10 protein-coding genes and 1 tRNA gene are annotated in these 16,133 nt (G+C 69.9%); 3 read left to right on the forward strand and 8 right to left on the reverse strand.

What is annotated here, in order from left to right:
* Nucleotides 1-166 precede the first annotated feature (166 nt).
* The 5 genes from ACN27E_RS10700 to ACN27E_RS10720 form a co-directional block, all read right to left on the reverse strand.
* Nucleotides 167-240, reverse strand: a tRNA-Met gene (locus tag ACN27E_RS10700).
* Nucleotides 241-398: 158 nt separating this feature from the next.
* The gene (locus tag ACN27E_RS10705; RefSeq protein WP_422749795.1) at nt 399-1,787 is read right to left on the reverse strand and encodes an FAD-binding oxidoreductase; all 1,389 of its coding nucleotides are present in this window, start codon (nt 1,785-1,787) and stop codon (nt 399-401) included.
* Nucleotides 1,788-1,887: 100 nt separating this feature from the next.
* Nucleotides 1,888-5,325, reverse strand: a complete 3,438-nt coding sequence (locus ACN27E_RS10710; RefSeq protein WP_422748905.1) for a BTAD domain-containing putative transcriptional regulator — start codon at nt 5,323-5,325, stop codon at nt 1,888-1,890.
* 28 nt (nt 5,326-5,353) lie between these two features.
* Nucleotides 5,354-8,371: a UPF0182 family protein gene (locus ACN27E_RS10715; protein ID WP_422748907.1), complete on the reverse strand. Its 3,018-nt coding sequence runs from the start codon at nt 8,369-8,371 to the stop codon at nt 5,354-5,356.
* Between the two features lie 97 nt (nt 8,372-8,468).
* Nucleotides 8,469-9,497, reverse strand: a complete 1,029-nt coding sequence (locus ACN27E_RS10720; protein WP_422748909.1) for a YlbL family protein — start codon at nt 9,495-9,497, stop codon at nt 8,469-8,471.
* A gap of 73 nt (nt 9,498-9,570) precedes the next feature.
* On the opposite strand from ACN27E_RS10720, the gene ACN27E_RS10725 reads away from it, so the two are divergent.
* Genes ACN27E_RS10725 through ACN27E_RS10735 form a run of 3 tightly spaced genes read left to right on the forward strand, consistent with a single transcriptional unit; the run spans nt 9,571 to nt 13,255 of the window.
* Nucleotides 9,571-10,980, forward strand: a complete 1,410-nt coding sequence (locus ACN27E_RS10725; protein ID WP_422748911.1) for a zinc-dependent metalloprotease — start codon at nt 9,571-9,573, stop codon at nt 10,978-10,980.
* Nucleotides 10,981-11,038: 58 nt separating this feature from the next.
* Nucleotides 11,039-11,866 carry a cyclodehydratase gene (locus ACN27E_RS10730; RefSeq protein WP_422748912.1) on the forward strand — a complete coding sequence of 276 codons (828 nt, stop codon included), beginning with the start codon at nt 11,039-11,041 and terminating at the stop codon, nt 11,864-11,866.
* Between the two features lie 54 nt (nt 11,867-11,920).
* Nucleotides 11,921-13,255, forward strand: coding sequence for an ABC1 kinase family protein (locus ACN27E_RS10735; protein WP_422748914.1), 1,335 nt, complete (start codon nt 11,921-11,923; stop codon nt 13,253-13,255).
* A 19-nt stretch (nt 13,256-13,274) separates the two neighbouring features.
* Here ACN27E_RS10735 and ACN27E_RS10740 read toward each other — a convergent pair whose 3' ends face one another.
* The 3 genes from ACN27E_RS10740 to ACN27E_RS10750 all read right to left on the reverse strand — a co-directional run bounded on the left by ACN27E_RS10740 (nt 13,275) and on the right by ACN27E_RS10750 (nt 16,131).
* On the reverse strand, nt 13,275-13,556 hold the full coding sequence (locus tag ACN27E_RS10740) for a WhiB family transcriptional regulator (protein WP_422748916.1): 282 nt from the start codon (nt 13,554-13,556) through the stop codon (nt 13,275-13,277).
* Between the two features lie 139 nt (nt 13,557-13,695).
* The gene (locus ACN27E_RS10745) at nt 13,696-13,890 is read right to left on the reverse strand and encodes a hypothetical protein (RefSeq protein WP_422748918.1); all 195 of its coding nucleotides are present in this window, start codon (nt 13,888-13,890) and stop codon (nt 13,696-13,698) included.
* Between the two features lie 126 nt (nt 13,891-14,016).
* Nucleotides 14,017-16,131, reverse strand: coding sequence for an ATP-dependent DNA helicase UvrD2 (locus ACN27E_RS10750; RefSeq protein WP_422748920.1), 2,115 nt, complete (start codon nt 16,129-16,131; stop codon nt 14,017-14,019).
* Between the last annotated feature and the right edge of the window lie 2 nt (nt 16,132-16,133).

Genomic DNA, 16,133 nt, shown 5'->3' on the forward strand with positions numbered 1-16,133 from the left:
ATTGGGCCTGTCGCGGCAGCCGAATGTGCAGCGGTTCGCTCGCCGACGATTGGTCGGAGTAGGCTCGACGGGTGCGACCTAGTTAGGTTAGCTATTGTTCACAAACACGTTCACAAACCCAACGAGAACGGCCCCCGGAGTGATCTCCGAGGGCCGTTCTACCTAGTAGCGGGGACAGGATTCGAACCTGCGACCTCTGGGTTATGAGCCCAGCGAGCTACCGAGCTGCTCCACCCCGCGTTGGGTGAACACGAGGTTACCGGGCACCGCGGTGCTCCTCCAAATCGCCAGGTCTCTCGGCGCTATGACGCTGCTCACCCCGCCGCGAGCGTGCGCGAACTGCCGGCCCGCGCCGGTGTGTTGCCGGGCAGACACGCACGCTGGCGGAGAGGACAGGGTCAGGCGCGGACCACCTGGCCGGTGCGGAAGACGCCGGCCGGGTCGTAGTGTTCGGCCAGGGCGGCCAGCCAGTGCCGGGCGTCCTCGGTGTACACCCGCGCGATGCGCTGCGGATCAGTGGCCGGGGCGAAGTTCGGCAGCTGTCCACCCGTCGACCAGGGCGCCATCGCCTGAAGCACCGCGACCGCCTGCTGGGGCACCACGTCGGCCACCGGCGGGACCAGCGCACCGATCGTCGTCAGCGCGAACCCCGCGTCGCGGTGGCACAGCGCGCTGCGGTGGCGCGGTTCGCGGGCGAACGCGCCGCCGAGCATCCGCAGCTCGACGATGGCCTGCACCGACCCCGATCCCGGACCGGCGACAGCCAGCAGTGCGTCCACCGCGGCGGCGTCGACTTCGCGCAGCAGCGTGTGGTTCTCCGAGACCGGCATCGGATCGGCGGGGTCGGCGTGCACCATCCCGATCGCCGCGTACGGCAACACCCCGGTGCCGTCGAGGATCGTCGGGGCCACCGACCGCATCGGTTCGAGCAGCCGCCGACCCTCGACCAGATCGCCCACGGCGGTGTAACGCACCGCCACGGTCAGTCGCCCGGCCAGCGGCTCCGGCACGCCCGGCAACGGCGGAAGCTGTTGCAGCGCAATCGAGGTGTTCACCGTCTCGGGCAGCGACGGGCACCACGCCGCCCAGGCGTGCAGCACCGCTGCCGCGTCGGCACCGTCGAAGAACAGTGCGCCGCCGTAGAACTCGGGAATCGGCAGCAGGTCGATTTCGACCGCGGTCACGATCCCCAGCGTCGCCTTCCCGCCTCGCAGACCCCAGAACAGATCGGGATGCGACTCGGGCGTGACCCGCAGTACATCACCTGTGCCGGTGACCAATTCGAAGCTGCGCACGTGATCCGACGATGCGCCCACCGTCCGCACCAGCGGGCCGATACCACCACCGGTGAGGAAGCCGACGACCCCCACACCGGGCGCCGAGCCCAGCACCGGCGCCAGACCGAACGGGCAGGCCGCGTCGAGCACCTGCTGCCAGCGCACCCCCGCGCCCACCCGCGCGATGCGGTTGTGCGCGTCGACCGTGCACGAGGTCATGCCCGAGGGGACGACCAGGACGGTGTCCGGCCTGATCCCGATCGCCCCGTGGCCGGTGGACTGGACGCTCACCTGCACCCCGCGGGCCGCGGCGAAACGCACCGTCTCGGCCACATCGGCGGCCGACGTCGCCAGGACGACCGCTCCGGGGCGGACACCGGCGGCCAGATTCCACGGCGTGCAGCGCTCGTAGCCGGCCTCGCCGGGCAACGCCACCGGCGCGGCCACGTGGTCACGCAGGCCGGCCAGGCTGTCGGCGAGATCCTCGCGGGCGGCGTCGGCGTCGGTCATGGTCATCTTGGGTCCTTTCACCTCGGGCAGTTCGGTGCCCAGTGAAGATCGCCGCACTTGGCATCCACTTGGAGCCGTGTCGCCAAGGAAAATCCAAGTCTCAGGCGAGCGCTTGGGCAGCCGCGGCCACCCCGTGCATTCCGAGCATCCGGGCGTCCTCGGCGAGGGCCCGCGCGGCGACCCGGCGGTCCTCGTCGGCCGGCGCCAGCTCACAGCGCAACAGCCGGCAGCGCAACAGCGTGGGCGCGGCCCCGCTGCGCGCGGCGATGTCCTCGGCGCGGGTCACCGCGGCCAGGGCGGCCGCCACGTCTGCGCGCAGCGCGTGCAGGCGGGCGATGGCCAGCGCCACCGGACCGGCGACCCCGACCTGACCGATCACCGCGATGCGGTCGGCGAACGGGCACAGCGCGGCCAGCAGCGGCTCGGCGTACTCGCTCAATCCGTGGTCGGCGGCGACATGCGCGAGCAACGTCTCGTGTCCCAACGTCGTCCAGACGTGCGCCCGGTCCCGGCCGGCCAGCCACTCGCGTAACCGGCCGTCAGCTGCCGTGCGCCCGCCCGGGGCACCGGCGACCGTGAGCAGGGCGGTGTGCATGAGGCCGACCATGCCCTGTCCCCCCGTTTCGGGGCTGGCCTGCAGACCCGGCCAGCTCTCGTCGATCGGCCCGCCCCGCTCGCGGAGCAGCGACACCTCCGACACCAGACCGCTTCCCGCTCCGTACAGTTCGGTCTGCTCGTGTACATGGGCGGCGATGTTGCGGTGCCGGTCGGCTTCGGCGAAGTCGCCGCGCCAGACCGCCAGAGTGGCCTCGGTCCAGCGCAGCTGGGCGCGCAGCACCGGCAGCTGCAACTCCTCGCTGCCCGCGATACCCGCCTCGAGGTGACGGCGGGCCAGGTCGATGTCGGCGAGGTTGACCGCCGCCATCGTCGCCACCGCATGCGCGATGACGCTGTCTTCGCGAAATCGGCTGTGGCGCATCGCAATGAGCTGTTCCACCCACGTCAACGTCTGTTCGCTCGTCGTCGCGACACCCGAGTAGGTGATCAGCCGACCCATCAGGACGTCGGCGACGATATCCGGGTCACCGGTGGCGGTCGACAGCGCCTCGGCCCGGGCGAGGAGATCCGCTGCGACACGCGCATCGGGGTTGTAGCACTGCCCCACGGCGAGCGCGGCGAGCACCCGTGCACCCGCCGCCGGGTTGTCCTCGGCCAGCTCGGCCGAACGGCCGAGCAGGTTGATCAGGACACCCGGATCGTGGCCCGGGGCCAGCCACGGCCAGCAGCCGGAGGCGCGCAGCAGGGCGCTGGAGACCCGGCCTGCCGTGTCGGCACGGCGCCCGCGCAGCGCCTCGACCAGATGACGTTCGACGGTGTCGAGCACCACCTGGCCGCGTCCGGCGCGCGAATGCGCCTCCAGCATCGACACCGTCAGCGCGTCACGCTCGTTGTCGTCCCGCGCGGCAGCCGGCAAGCGGTCGTAGGCGTCGAGCGCGGCTTGCCACCACCGCGCCGCGATATCCGAACTCCACCGCGCGGTAGCGTCCTCGGCGGCCAGCCGACAGGCGTGCACCACGACATCGGGCGCGACGAGCGGCTGGGCAGCCAGCAGATGCTGGGCGCGACGGGTCAACGCATCCTGCACGGTGCTGTCGGTGAGCAACTCGGCGATCCTGGCGTGCAGCCGCTGCCGGCGCAGCGCCGGCATCCCCGCCGCGAGGTGTTCGCGCAGCAACCCGTGCGCGAAGGCGTACCCGTCCCCCGCATTCGACGCCACGATGATCCGCTCGTCGGCCGCCACGTCGAGCGAGTCCACCAGCACGTCGATGTCCGCACCCATCACCGCGGCCAGCAGCCACATCGCCTCGGAGTCCAGCTCGTCCCCGATCACCGCCGCAGTGCGCAGCAGCTGGGTGACATCGGGATCCAGCCCGGCCAGCCGCCGGTCGAGCACCGATTTGACGGCGACCGGGATATCGCTGCCACGCCGTTCGGCCCGCGGCAACCGCGCATATTCGGAGACGAAGAACGGGTTGCCGCCGGTGCGGTCGGCCAGCGTGGCGGCCTCGGCGTCCGACACGGGATCGTCGGCGACGTTGTTGGCCAGCGCCGCAACATTTTCCGAGGACAGGGCAGACACGGTGACATGGCGGTTGCGGTCGCCGCGGGCGATGGTGGCCAGCAGCCGCGCGACCTCCGCGGAGTGCTCACCCTCGCGGAGGGTGAGGATCATCGCGACCGGGTGATCACGCAGCGCGCCGGCGATGTAGGCCAGCGCGCTGGCCGAGGTGGAATCCGCCCACTGCACGTCGTCGACGACGACGGCCAGCGTCGTCGGGGTCGATTCGAGCAGCGCCTGGATTCGCTCGTAGACGACGAACCGCGCCGTGTCGGGATCCGCGTGGGGCGGCACCTGCAGCACCTCGTCGGCGTCCGCGCCCAGGGCGCGCACCAACTGGCGCATCGGCCACCACGGCGGCGTGGCCCGCTCGTCCGGACACCCCACCCAGATCGCCCGTCCGCCGCCTGCGCTCACCCGTTCGACGAGCTCTTCGGCCAGCCGGGTCTTGCCGATGCCCGGCGGTCCGGAGAACACCAGCCACCGCGCCGCGCCGGCGGCCACATCGGCGAGCACCCCACCGGCCACCGCCAGCTCGCGCTCGCGCCCGATGAGCGCAACCCGGGCGGATCCGTGGTCCACCGCGCGCGCCTCCACCGGCGGGGCGGCCGGCGCGGCCACCTCCTCGGCGCCGGTCCACTCCGGCGAACGCGGCCAGGCGGCCAGCTCGGGTGCCTGACGCAGGATCGCGGTCTGCAGCTCCCGCAGCGCTGCACCAGGTTCGAGCCCCAGTTCCTCGTCGAGTTGCTGCGCATGCCGGGCGTAGGTGTCGAGGGCGTCGGAGGTTCGGCCGGCCCGGTACAGCGCCAGCATCTGCAGCCAGCAGCCACGCTCGGCCAGCGAATCCGCGCTGCGCAGATCGGCCGCGGCGGTGAGCGCCTGGGGCACCCGGCTCAGCGCCAGCAACGCCGACACGCGGACATCGAGGCATTCGAGGCGCTGCTGCTCGGCGCGTGCCGCCTCCTCCCCCACCCAGGGCTCATCGGCGAAGTCGGCCAAAAACGGCCCACGCCACAGTGCCAGCGCCGCGTCCGCCGCGCTCAGCGCAGCCGACCATTCGCCGGCCTCCAGCGCCGCCGCGGCCCTGCCCAGGCCCGCGGTGAACTCGACGAAATCCAGCTGGCCGGCGTCCAGGCCGAGGAAGTAGCCGGGCGGCCGGCGCACGATCGGAGACGCCACCTGCCCGTGCGTGCCGTCCCGCAGCGCCCGGCGCAAATTGGAGATGTAGGCCTGCAGGCTGGCCGTCGCCTGTGTCGGCGCCTCGTCACCCCACACCGCGTCGATCAGCCGGTCGACCGACACCACCCGACCGGCGGCGAGCAACAGCACCGCCAGCACCGCGCGCTGTTTGGGTGGGCCGATGTCGACGGGGCGGTCACCGTCGACCACCTGCAGCGGCCCGAGTACGCCGTAGTGCACCGGACGAGCTTAAGGGCATCCGCTCGGGTCAGCGCACCTCGCGGTAGCGGTTCATCGCATCGTCGAGCCGCTGCAGCGCCTCACCGTACTGGGCGAAGTCTCCGTCACGCTGGGCGCTCTGCAAACCCGACATCGCCTCCTGAACCTCCTGCAGCGCGGCGGCTTTCGCCGCCGATAGCTGCTGAGGTCCGGCCGGTCCGGGCACCGCCCCCTCCGGAGCGGGCGCCGCGGGCGCGCTACCGGCCTGGTTGGCCGGCGGCTGACCCTCCGGTGGCGTCCCGGCCGCCGGCGGCGTCGCACTCGGCGCCTGACCGTCGGCGGCGGTCGGGGCAGGTCCGGTCGCGGTGGCGTCAGCGCCCGGGCCGAACAGCTCGGTCAGCGCGTCACGCACCGTCGGCCCGTAGCCGACCTGATCGTTGTAGAACATCGCCACGCGGATCAGACGGGGATAGGTCGACGCCGCATCGCTGGTGCCCGGCGAGGCGTACACCGGCGCGACGTAGAGCAGACCGCCCGGTCCCACCGGCAGCGTCAGCAGATTGCCCCAGCGGATGCGGTTCTGGTTGTCGCGGCCGATGACACCGAGGTCCTGGCTGACCGTGGTGTCGGTGCTGATCGCGTTGAACGCCAGCTTGGGGCCGTTGACCTGCCCCGGAATGGTCAGCACCGTGATCCTGCCGTAGCTCTCCGGATCGGAGCTCGCGCTCATGTACGCGGCCAGGAAGTCGCGCCGGAAGCGGTTCATGGCACTGGTCAGCTGGAACGACGCCGAACTGTTGTTCTGCGCCAGATCCTTGGCGACGATGTAATACGGCGGCTGGAAGCTGCTCGCGGTCGGGTTCGGATCCAGTGGGACATCCCAGAAGTCCGACGTGGAGAAGAACGTCACCGGATCGTCGACGTGGTACTTGGCCAGCAGCGCCCGCTGCACCTTGAACAGGTCCTCGGGGTAGCGCAGATGCTGCTGCAGCTCGGCACTGATGTCGCTCTTCGGCTTCACCGTGTCGGGGAACACCTTCATCCACGCCTGCAGCACCGGATCGTCCTCGTCCTGGGCGTACAGCGTCACGGTGCCGTCGTAGGCGTCGACCGTGGCCTTGACCGAGTTGCGGATGTAGGACACCTGCTTGTTGAGCTGCAGGCGGTTCACCGCGACCTCATTGGAGTCCGCCGTCGCCGACGACAGCGAGGTCAACTCCGAATACGGGTAGTTGTCCAGCGTGGTGTAACCGTCGACGATCCACACGACTCGCTTGTTGACGATCGACGGGTACACCGTCGTATCGGTGGTCAGCCACGGGGCGACGGCCTCGACGCGGGCCGCCGGATCGCGGTTGAACAGGATCTTGCTGTTCTCGCCGATCACATTGGAGAACAGGAAATTGCGTTCGGCGAACTTGGCGGCGAAAACGCTGCGCGCCAACCAGTTCCCGATCGGCACGCCACCGGAACCGGTGTAGGTGTAGTTGCGGGTATCGGTGTTGGTCTCGTAGTCGTATTCGCGCGGAGCGCCGTTCTCGCCGACGATCGCGTAGTCCGCCGCGGTGTTGGCGATCACCGGCCCGTAGTAGATGCGCGGCTGGTCCAGCGGCGCCGGACCCGGGGACACCACCTGGCCGTTGGGGCCGACCACACTGGCCAGGAACTCCGGATAGCCGCCGTTCTGGTTCGGATCGTTGGCCACGCCGCGGACCGTGTTGGCCGGCGAGGCGATGAAGCCGTTGCCGTGGGTGAAGACGGAGTGCCGGTTGATCCAGTCCCGCTGGTTGTCGATCAACCGGTCCGGGTTGAGCTCACGCGCGGCCACCACATAGTCACGCAGATTGCCCGACGCATCGCGGTAGCGGTCCATGGCGAGCTGATCGGGGAAGAAGTAGAAGTTCTTGCCCTGCTGGAACTGGGTGAACGCGGGGCTGACGATGTTCGGATCCAGCACGCGGATGTTCGACGTGGTCGCCCGGTCGGCCGCGACCTGCTGTGCGGTGGCCGGTGAGTTGCCCGGGTAGTCGCGATAGGTCACCGTCTGGTCGGTCAGGCCGTAGGCCTGCCGCGTGGCGGTGATGCTGCGGGCGATGTACTCGCTCTCCTTCTGCGCCGCATTGGGTTTGACGCTGAACTGCTCGACGACCAGCGGCCAGCCGGCGCCGACCACCAGCGAGGACAGCAGCAGGAGCACGACACCGATCGCCGGGATGCGCAGATCGCGCAGCACGATCGCCGAGAACACCGCGGCCGCGCAGATCAGGGCGATGGCCAACAGGATGAGCTTGGCGGGCAGCACGGCGTTGATGTCGGTGTAGCCGGCTCCGGTGAACGGCTTACCGCCCCGGGTGTGGCTGAGCAGTTCGTAGCGGTCGAGCCAGTATGCGGCGGCCTTGAGCAGGATCAGGACACCGACCAGGCTGACCAGCTGGATGCGCGCGGCCCGGCTCAGCGCCCCGGTACGCCCGGACAGCCGGATGCCCCCGAACAGGTAGTGGCCCAGCAGATTGGCCACGAACGCCAGGAACGTCGCGACGAACAGGAAGCTCAGCACCAGGCGGTAGAACGGCAGCTCGAAGGCGTAGAAGCCGAGATCGAGGTTGAACTGCGGGTCGGTGATCCCGAACTCGCCGCCGTGCAGGAAGAGCTGGATTCGCACCCAATAGGTCTGCGCGACGATGCCGGACAGCAGCCCGATCAGTGCCGGGATGCCGATACCGAACAGCCGCAGCCGGGTCATCACCGTGGTCCGGTACCGCGCGACCGGATCGTTGGGGCCGTTGGTGGGCACGAACACCGGACGGGTGCGATAGGCCAGCGCCAACCCGGCGAACACGATGGCGCCGATCACCGCGGTGACCACGAGGAACACCACGAGCCGGGTGAACAGCACGGTGGTGAAGACCGAGCGGTAGCCGAGTTCCCCGAACCACAGCCAGTTGACGTAGGTGTCGATCAGGCGCGGCCCGATCAGGAGCAGCACCACCACTGCCAGGGCGATCCCGATCAGAATCCGGCTTCGTCGCGTCAGCTTCGGCATCCTCGCCGCGGGCCGCATACCCACTTGGTGTCTCCAGTCTCGATTACGGGAAAGGGGACGTCACAGGTGACGCCTCATCTGATGTGGGACCAACTCTACGCATCGGGCGTCGCCCGGCCGATCAACAGCGTGGCGGTTCGCCACCAGCGGAAATCGTGTTCAGCGCGTCGACGGCTTCGGTGAGCGTGCCGACCTTGACCATCTCCAGACCGTCCTGCGGGTTGGTTTTGGCCTCCGCGCAGTTGTCCGCCGGCACGAGGAAGACCGTGGCGCCGGCCTCGTGCGCGGCGAGCATCTTGTGGGTGATGCCGCCGATCGGGCCGACCTCACCGGCGGCGTCGATCGTGCCGGTCCCGGCGACGAATTTGCCGTCGTTGAGATCCCCGGTGGTGAGTTTGTCGATCAGCGCCAGGCTGAACATCAGCCCGGCTGACGGCCCGCCGATGTTGGCGAGGTTGAACTCGACGCTGAACGGCGCCCAGGGGGCGTCGACCACGCCGATCCCCAGGAACCCGTAGTCGCGGTCCGCGTTGGTGCCCAGCGTCACCGTCGCCGTTCCGATCGGATCGGCCTGGTCGCGGCGGCGGTAGTCGAGGACGATGTCGTCGCCCGGCTTGGTGTTCTTGAGGATGGTCTGGAATTCCTCCACGCTGGACACCGGCTTGCCGTTGACGGCATCGATCGCGTCACCGTCTTCCAGCTTGCCGGCCGACGGACCGGGATCGGTGACCGAGTCCACCGTCACCGCCTTCGGATACTTCAGATACGACAGCGCCGCGTACTCGGCGTTGTCCTCCGAACGCCGGAAGTCGGTGGTGTTCTCCTCGTCGATCTCGTCCTTGCTCTTGTCGGGCGGGTAGACCAGTTCGCGCGGCACGAGCTGTTCGCGGCCCGACATCCACAACGCCATCGCCTGACCGAGCGTCAGGCCGTCGCGCTGCGAGACCGTCGTCATGTTGAGGTGTCCGGAGGTGGGCTTGACCTCGGTGCCCTCGATGTCGACGACCTCTTTTCCGTCGACCTCCCCGAGGGTGTTGAACGTCGGACCGGGTCCCAGTGAGACGAACGGCACCGTCACGGCGGACAGCAGCACGAAGAGCACGACCACTGGCACCAGCGCGACCAGCAGCGTCGAAATCCGCCTGTTCACGCCGCCCACAGTAGAGGTACCGCTCGGCCGTTCACTGACAGCGTGACCGGGCCCCCCGCACGCGGCGTCCCCGGTGAGTACCGTTGACGACATGTCTGACCTGCCCTTCGGCTTCTCTTCAGGTGACGACCCGGAGCGCGACAAACGCAAGAAGGACCCCGACGGCGGCTCGCCGTCGGATCCCTTCGGACTCGGCGGGGCCGGCTTCGACATGTCGGATCTGGGCCAGATCTTCACCAAGCTCGGTGAGATGTTCAGTGGCGCAGGCAATATGGCCGCGGGCGGGAATCAGGCCGGTCCGGTCAACTACGACCTGGCCCGTCAACTGGCCTCCAGCGCCATCGGGTTCGTGGCGCCGGTGCCCGAAGCGACCGCCTCGGCGATCACCGACGCCGTGCATCTGGCCGAGACCTGGCTGGACGGCGTGACCCCGCTTCCGGCGGGCACCAGTCGCGCCGTGGCGTGGACGCCGTCGGACTGGATCGACAACACGCTGCAGACCTGGAAGCGGCTGTGCGATCCGGTGGCCGAGCAGATCTCGACGGTGTGGGCGTCCGCGCTGCCGGAGGAGGCGCGCGCGATGGCGGGGCCGCTGATGGCGATGATGTCGCAGATGGGCGGGATGGCGTTCGGCTCCCAGCTCGGTCAGGCACTGGGCACGCTCTCACGTGAGGTGCTGACCTCCACCGACATCGGCCTGCCGCTGGGCCCCAAAGGTGTCGCGGCCTTGCTGCCCGAGGCGATCGAGTCGCTCTCGGAGGGCCTCGAACAGCCGCGCAGCGAGATCCTGACGTTCCTGGCCGCCCGCGAAGCCGCACACCACCGGCTGTTCACCCACGTGCCGTGGCTGTCGAGCCAGCTGCTCTCGGCGGTGGAGGCCTTCGCCCGCGGCATGAAGATCGACATGTCCGGCATCGAGGACCTCGCCCAGGGCATCAATCCCGCGGCGCTGACCGATCCCAGCCAGATGGAGCAACTGCTCAACCAGGGGATCTTCGAACCCAAGGCCACCCCCGAACAGGTCGCCGCGCTCGAACGGCTCGAAACGCTGCTCGCCCTGATCGAGGGCTGGGTGCAGACCGTCGTCACCGCCGCGCTCGGCGACCGGATTCCCGGAACCGGAGCACTGTCGGAGACGCTGCGCCGCCGCCGGGCCACCGGTGGTCCCGCCGAGCAGACCTTCGCCACGCTGGTCGGACTGGAGCTGCGCCCCCGCAAGCTGCGTGAAGCCGCGGTGCTGTGGGAGCGGCTCACCGACGCGGTCGGCTCCGACGCCCGCGACGCGGTGTGGCAGCACCCCGATCTGCTGCCCTCCACCGAGGACCTCGACGAACCGGCGGCCTTCATCGACCGCGTGGTCGGCGGCGACACCAGCGGCATCGACAGCGCCATCGAGGAGGCGATCGCCGGTCTGGAGAACGAGTTGCGCGACGGCGACAACGACGGCGGCGAGGGCGACGAGGGCGGCGACAAGCAGGCCTGATCGCCCGCCCTGTGGATAACTTCCGGGCCGGAGCGTCCCGGCGTGCCAGAGTCGTCGCATGCCGGGCTATCTGCTCAACCCCACCCTGCCGGTGCTGCTGCGGCCCGACGGAGCCGTGCAGGTCGGCTGGAATCCCCGACGGGCCGTCCTGGTCGAACCACCCACCGGCCTGACCGCCGCGACGCTGGCCGACCTGCTGCGCCGCATGCAGTCCGGCACCACGGTCGACGAACTGACCGGCGTCACCGACTCCGCCGCGCTGGCCGACCTGCTGGGCAGTCTCATCGCGGCGGGGGTGGTCACCGCCGACCGGACCCGGATGCAGCGCACCCCCGCAATCCGGATCCACGGCCGCGGACCGCTGTCGGATCTGCTGGTCGCGGGGCTGCGCTGCTCCGGTGCACGGGTCGGGCACACCCGCGCCCCGAAAGCGTCCGCCCCGCCGCAGGACACCGACCTGGTGATCCTCGCCGACTATCTGGCCGCCGAGCCGAGGCTGTTGCGCGATCTGCACATCGCCCGGATTCCGCATCTCGCCGTGCGCACCCGCGACGGCAGCGCACTGATCGGCCCCCTGGTGCTGCCCGGCCGCACCAGCTGCCTGGCGTGCGCCGATCTGCACCGCAGTGATCGCGACGCCGCCTGGCCCGCCGTCGCGGCGCAGCTGCGCGGAACCGTCGGCACCGCCGACCGAGCGACCGTGCTGGCGACCGCGGCGCTGGCCCTCGATCAGGTCGAGACCCTGCTGCGCAGCCTGCGCGACACCGGCCCCCTCGGTGAGGCCGAGGCACCACTGCCCGCGGTCGACACCACCTATGAGTTCGACGTCGCGACGCGGGCGACGACGGTGCGCCGCTGGACCCGCCATCCGGCGTGCGGATGCTGACGACGACGCCGAACCCTCCGGGCGCCCCGTGTTACCTGCGCCGTTACCGACGTCGTGGATGATGGACGGGTGGCTGACATCAAACGTGGGCGCGCAGCCCGCAATGCGAAGCTGGCGAGTCTGCCGGTCGGCATGGCGGGCCGGGCTGCACTCGGCTTCGGCAAACGGCTGACCGGCAAGTCCAGAGACGAGGTCAACGCCGAACTCATGGACAAGGCCGCGCAGCAGCTGTTCACCGTGCTCGGTGAGCTCAAAGGCGGGGCGATGAAGGTCGGGCAGGCGCTGTCGGTGATGGAGGCCGCGATCCCCGAGCAGTACGGCAAGCCCTATCGGGAGGCGTTGACCAAACTGCAGAAGGACGCCCCGCCGCTGCCGGCCGCGAAGGTGCACCGGGTACTCGACGCGCAACTCGGCACGAAGTGGCGCCAGCGGTTCACCTCGTTCGACGACCAGCCGATCGCCTCGGCCAGCATCGGCCAGGTGCACAAGGCGGTATGGGCCGACGGCCGCGAGGTCGCGGTCAAGATCCAATATCCCGGCGCCGACGAAGCGCTGCGCGCCGACCTCAAGACGATGCAGCGCATGGTCGGGGTGCTGCGGCAACTGTCCCCGGGCGCCGATGTCCAGGGCGTGGTCGACGAACTGATCGAGCGCACCGAGATGGAACTGGACTACCGGCTGGAGGCCGAGAATCAGCGGGCCTTCGCCAAGGCCTATCGCGACCACCCGCATTTCGTGGTGCCCGCCGTGGTCGCCAGCGCCCCGAAAGTCGTCATCGCCGAATGGATCGACGGCATCCCGATGTCGCACATCATCCGCGACGGCACCCGCGAACAGCGAGACCTGATGGGCACCCGCCTGTTCGAGCTGACCTACGACGCACCCCGGCGGCTGGAGATGATGCACGGCGACGCGCATCCGGGGAACTTCATGCTCATGTCGGGCGGCAAGATGGGCGTCATCGACTTCGGTGCGGTGGCACCGTTGCCCGGCGGCATCCCCGTCGAACTGGGCCTGTCGGTGCGCTACGCGCTGGCCAAGGATTACGACAGGCTGCTGCCGACGCTGGAGAAGATCGGCTTCATCCAGCGCGGTGAGCAGGTCTCCGCCCAGGACATCGACGACATGCTGCGCCAATACGTCGAACCCCTCGAGGTCGAGGTGTTCCACTACACGCGCAAGTGGCTGCAGAAGATGGCGGCGGTGAACATGGACCGCTCGGTGCAGCAGATCAAGACCGTGCGGCAGATGGATGTGCCGGCCAAGCTCGCGATCCCGATGCGGGTGATCGCGTCGAACGTCGCCATCTCCTGTCAGCTCGACGCGTACATCCCCACGAAAGCCCTTGCCACCGAGCTCATTCCGGGATTCGCCGAGGACGCCGCCTGAGAACCGGAGCGCCCGGCAACTAAGCCGCCGCCGGGCCCTGCCGGGTGTCCTTACGCGGACGCCCCCGCGGCCGCTTGCGGGCGACCACGGACCCCCGGTCGAGGATCTCGCCACCCCAGACGCCCCACGGCTCCTGCCGCGCGAGCGCCGCGTCCAGGCACTCGCGGCGAATCGGGCAGTCCACGCACAGCGCTTTGGCGCGTTCGAGGTCCACGGGGCTCTCGGCGAACCACAGGTCGGGATCTCCGACATGGCACGGTAGCGCTGGCAGCAACTCCTCGAGGGTCGTCTCGAGACTCATGAGCGCACTCTGCTTCCTGTTCGTTTCTTCCTCGGGCACTTGTTTCGAGGATCTGCGACCAGGTGTCGGGTGCTCCGACAATGATGGCCACGGATCCGGCGACTTCGGGTCCGTGGCCATTCGGCGGAAAGGGGCTTACCTAGGTGGTGCCCCGCTTCACGGACGCGCCTGTCGCGGCGGCGGTAGCGGCGCGGCGCTTACGCTCCATGGGAGCGACAGCCGGGGCCGCGTACGCGATACGCGCCGCTACGACGGTGGTCGGAGCGGCGGCGCGATGGGTGCGCGGCGTACCGGCAATGCCTGCGCCGGTGAACGCGATGATGTTGCTGTTCATATCGTCCGCACCCTCCTTCCGAAACTCGCCCAACCTGTGATCTTGAGGCTAGAGCCTAACAGCTGAGGCACACAACTGAATTTCTACCAGCGGTTTTGGCGCGATCTTTGCGATCTTTGGCGGTTCTCACGACCGCGCTCGGACCATGCCCAGCACATCTTGGCCGTACTGCTCGAGCTTGCGGGCCCCGATGCCGGGGATGGCGACCAGCGCGGCGTCGTCGGTCGGCATGGTCTCGGCGATGGCGATCAGGGTGTTGTCGGTGAACACCACGTACGCCGGTACCTTCTGCTCCTTGGCGGTCTGCAGCCGCCAATCCTTGAGTTCGGCGAGCAATTCCTCGTCGATGTCGGACGGGCAGGTTTCGCAGCGCCGCAACATGATCGACGGCGGGGTGGTCAGCGCACCGTTGCAGACCCGGCAGCGCGGGGTGGCTCCGCGCGGGCGGCGCGGCTTGCTGGGACCGGTGTCGGTGGCCGACTGCGGTGCCACCCCGTTGAGGAACCTCGACGGGCGGCGGCTCTGACGGCCGCCCGGAGCCCGGGCCAACGCCCAACTCAGCGCGAGATGTACACGGGCCCTGGTGATGCCGACGTAGAGCAGGCGCCGCTCCTCCTCCACCGGCTCACTCTCGGGGCCGTGCGACAGCGCATGCGAGATCGGCAGGGTGCCGTCGGCCAGTCCGACCAGGAACACGGCATCCCACTCCAGGCCTTTGGCTGCATGCAGAGATGCCAGCGTGACGCCCTGAACGACCGGAGGATGGCGGGCGTCAGCGCGCTGGCGCAGTTCGGCCACCAGGGCGCGCAGGTCCAGCTCCGGCCGGACGGCCACCTCCTCGTCGACGAGTTCGGCGAGCGCGCTCAGCGCCTCCCAGCGTTCGCGGGCGCGGGTACCGGCGGGCGGTTCGCCGGTGAGGCCCAGCGGTTCGAGCAGGGCCCGCACCACCTCGGGCAGGGCGCCCTCGACGTCGCGCTCGGCGGCCCGCTGCAGCGCGACCAGCGACTGCCGGATCTCCTGCCGGCTGAAGAAGCCCTCTCCCCCGCGTACCTGGTAGGCGATGCCCGCGGCGGTCAGCGCTTCCTCGTACACCTCGGATTGGGCGTTGATGCGGTAGAGCACCGCGATCTCGGCGGCCGGGATGCCTGCGTCCAGCAGCCGCTTGATCTCCTTGGCGACCGCGGCGGCCTCGGCGACCTCGTCGGGGTGCTCGGCGAACGTGGGCTCAGGCCCCGGCGAGCGCTGACCGATCAGGTGCAGCTTGCTGCCGGCCATGCGACCGCGGGCCGCGGCGATCACCCGGTTGGCCAGCGACACCACCTGCGGTGTCGAGCGGTAGTCGCGCTCCAGCCGGACCACCGCAGCGTCGGGGAACCGGCGGGAGAAGTCGAGCAGATAGCGCGGGGTGGCGCCGGTGAACGAATAGATGGTCTGGTTGGCGTCGCCCACCACGGTGAGGTCGTCGCGCGGGCCGAGCCAGGCGTCGAGGACCCGCTGCTGCAGCGGTGTGACGTCCTGGTACTCGTCGACGACGAAGCAGCGGTAGCGGTCCCGGAACTCGGTGGCGACCGCCGCGTCGTTCTCGATGGCCGCCGCGGTGTGCAGCAACAGATCGTCGAAGTCCAGCAACGCGGTGCCGTCGGTGCGGGCCTTGAGCGATTCATAGCCCGCGTAGACGGCGGCGACCTTGGCGGCGTCGAACGGGATGTCGCGGTTGACCTTTGCGACGGCGGCCGGATATGCCTCCGGGCTGATCAGCGACGCCTTGGCCCACTCGATCTCGCCGGCGAGGTCGCGGACGTTGTCGGTGCCGGTGGGGACGCCCGCGCGGTTGGCGGCCTGCGCGACGACGGCGAACTTGCTGTCCATGAGTTCCCAGCCGGTATCGCCGACGACCCGCGGCCAGAAGTACCGCAGCTGCCTGCGCGCCGCGGCGTGGAACGTCATCGCCTGCACGGCGCCGGTGCCGACGCCGCCGGCCTGCTGGTCCAGCGCCCGCAGCCGGGCCCGCATCTCCCCGGCGGCGCGCGACGTGAACGTCACCGCGAGCACCTGGCCGGGGGCGACGTGGCCGGCCGCCACGAGATGGGCGATACGGCGGGTGATGGTGCGGGTCTTGCCGGTGCCGGCGCCGGCGAGCACGCAGACGGGGCCGCGAGGGGCCAGCACCGCCTCACTCTGCTCGTCGTCGAGATCGGTGAGAAGCCGTTCCCGCGACGAGGCGGGGACCTCGACCGACATGC

The sequence above is a fragment of the Mycobacterium sp. WMMD1722 genome (assembly GCF_049315205.1).
Lineage (GTDB): Bacteria > Actinomycetota > Actinomycetes > Mycobacteriales > Mycobacteriaceae > Mycobacterium.

Bases quoted from the DNA above. Each gene is read 5' to 3' on its own strand.
- ACN27E_RS10705 (WP_422749795.1), bottom strand. From the start codon at position 1,787: ATGACCGACGCCGACGCCGCCCGCGAGGATCTCGCCGACAGCCTGGCC.
- ACN27E_RS10730 (WP_422748912.1), top strand. From the start codon at position 11,039: ATGCCGGGCTATCTGCTCAACCCCACCCTGCCGGTGCTGCTGCGGCCC.
- ACN27E_RS10740 (WP_422748916.1), bottom strand. From the start codon at position 13,556: ATGAGTCTCGAGACGACCCTCGAGGAGTTGCTGCCAGCGCTACCGTGC.
- ACN27E_RS10745 (WP_422748918.1), bottom strand. From the start codon at position 13,890: ATGAACAGCAACATCATCGCGTTCACCGGCGCAGGCATTGCCGGTACG.
- ACN27E_RS10750 (WP_422748920.1), bottom strand. From the start codon at position 16,131: ATGTCGGTCGAGGTCCCCGCCTCGTCGCGGGAACGGCTTCTCACCGAT.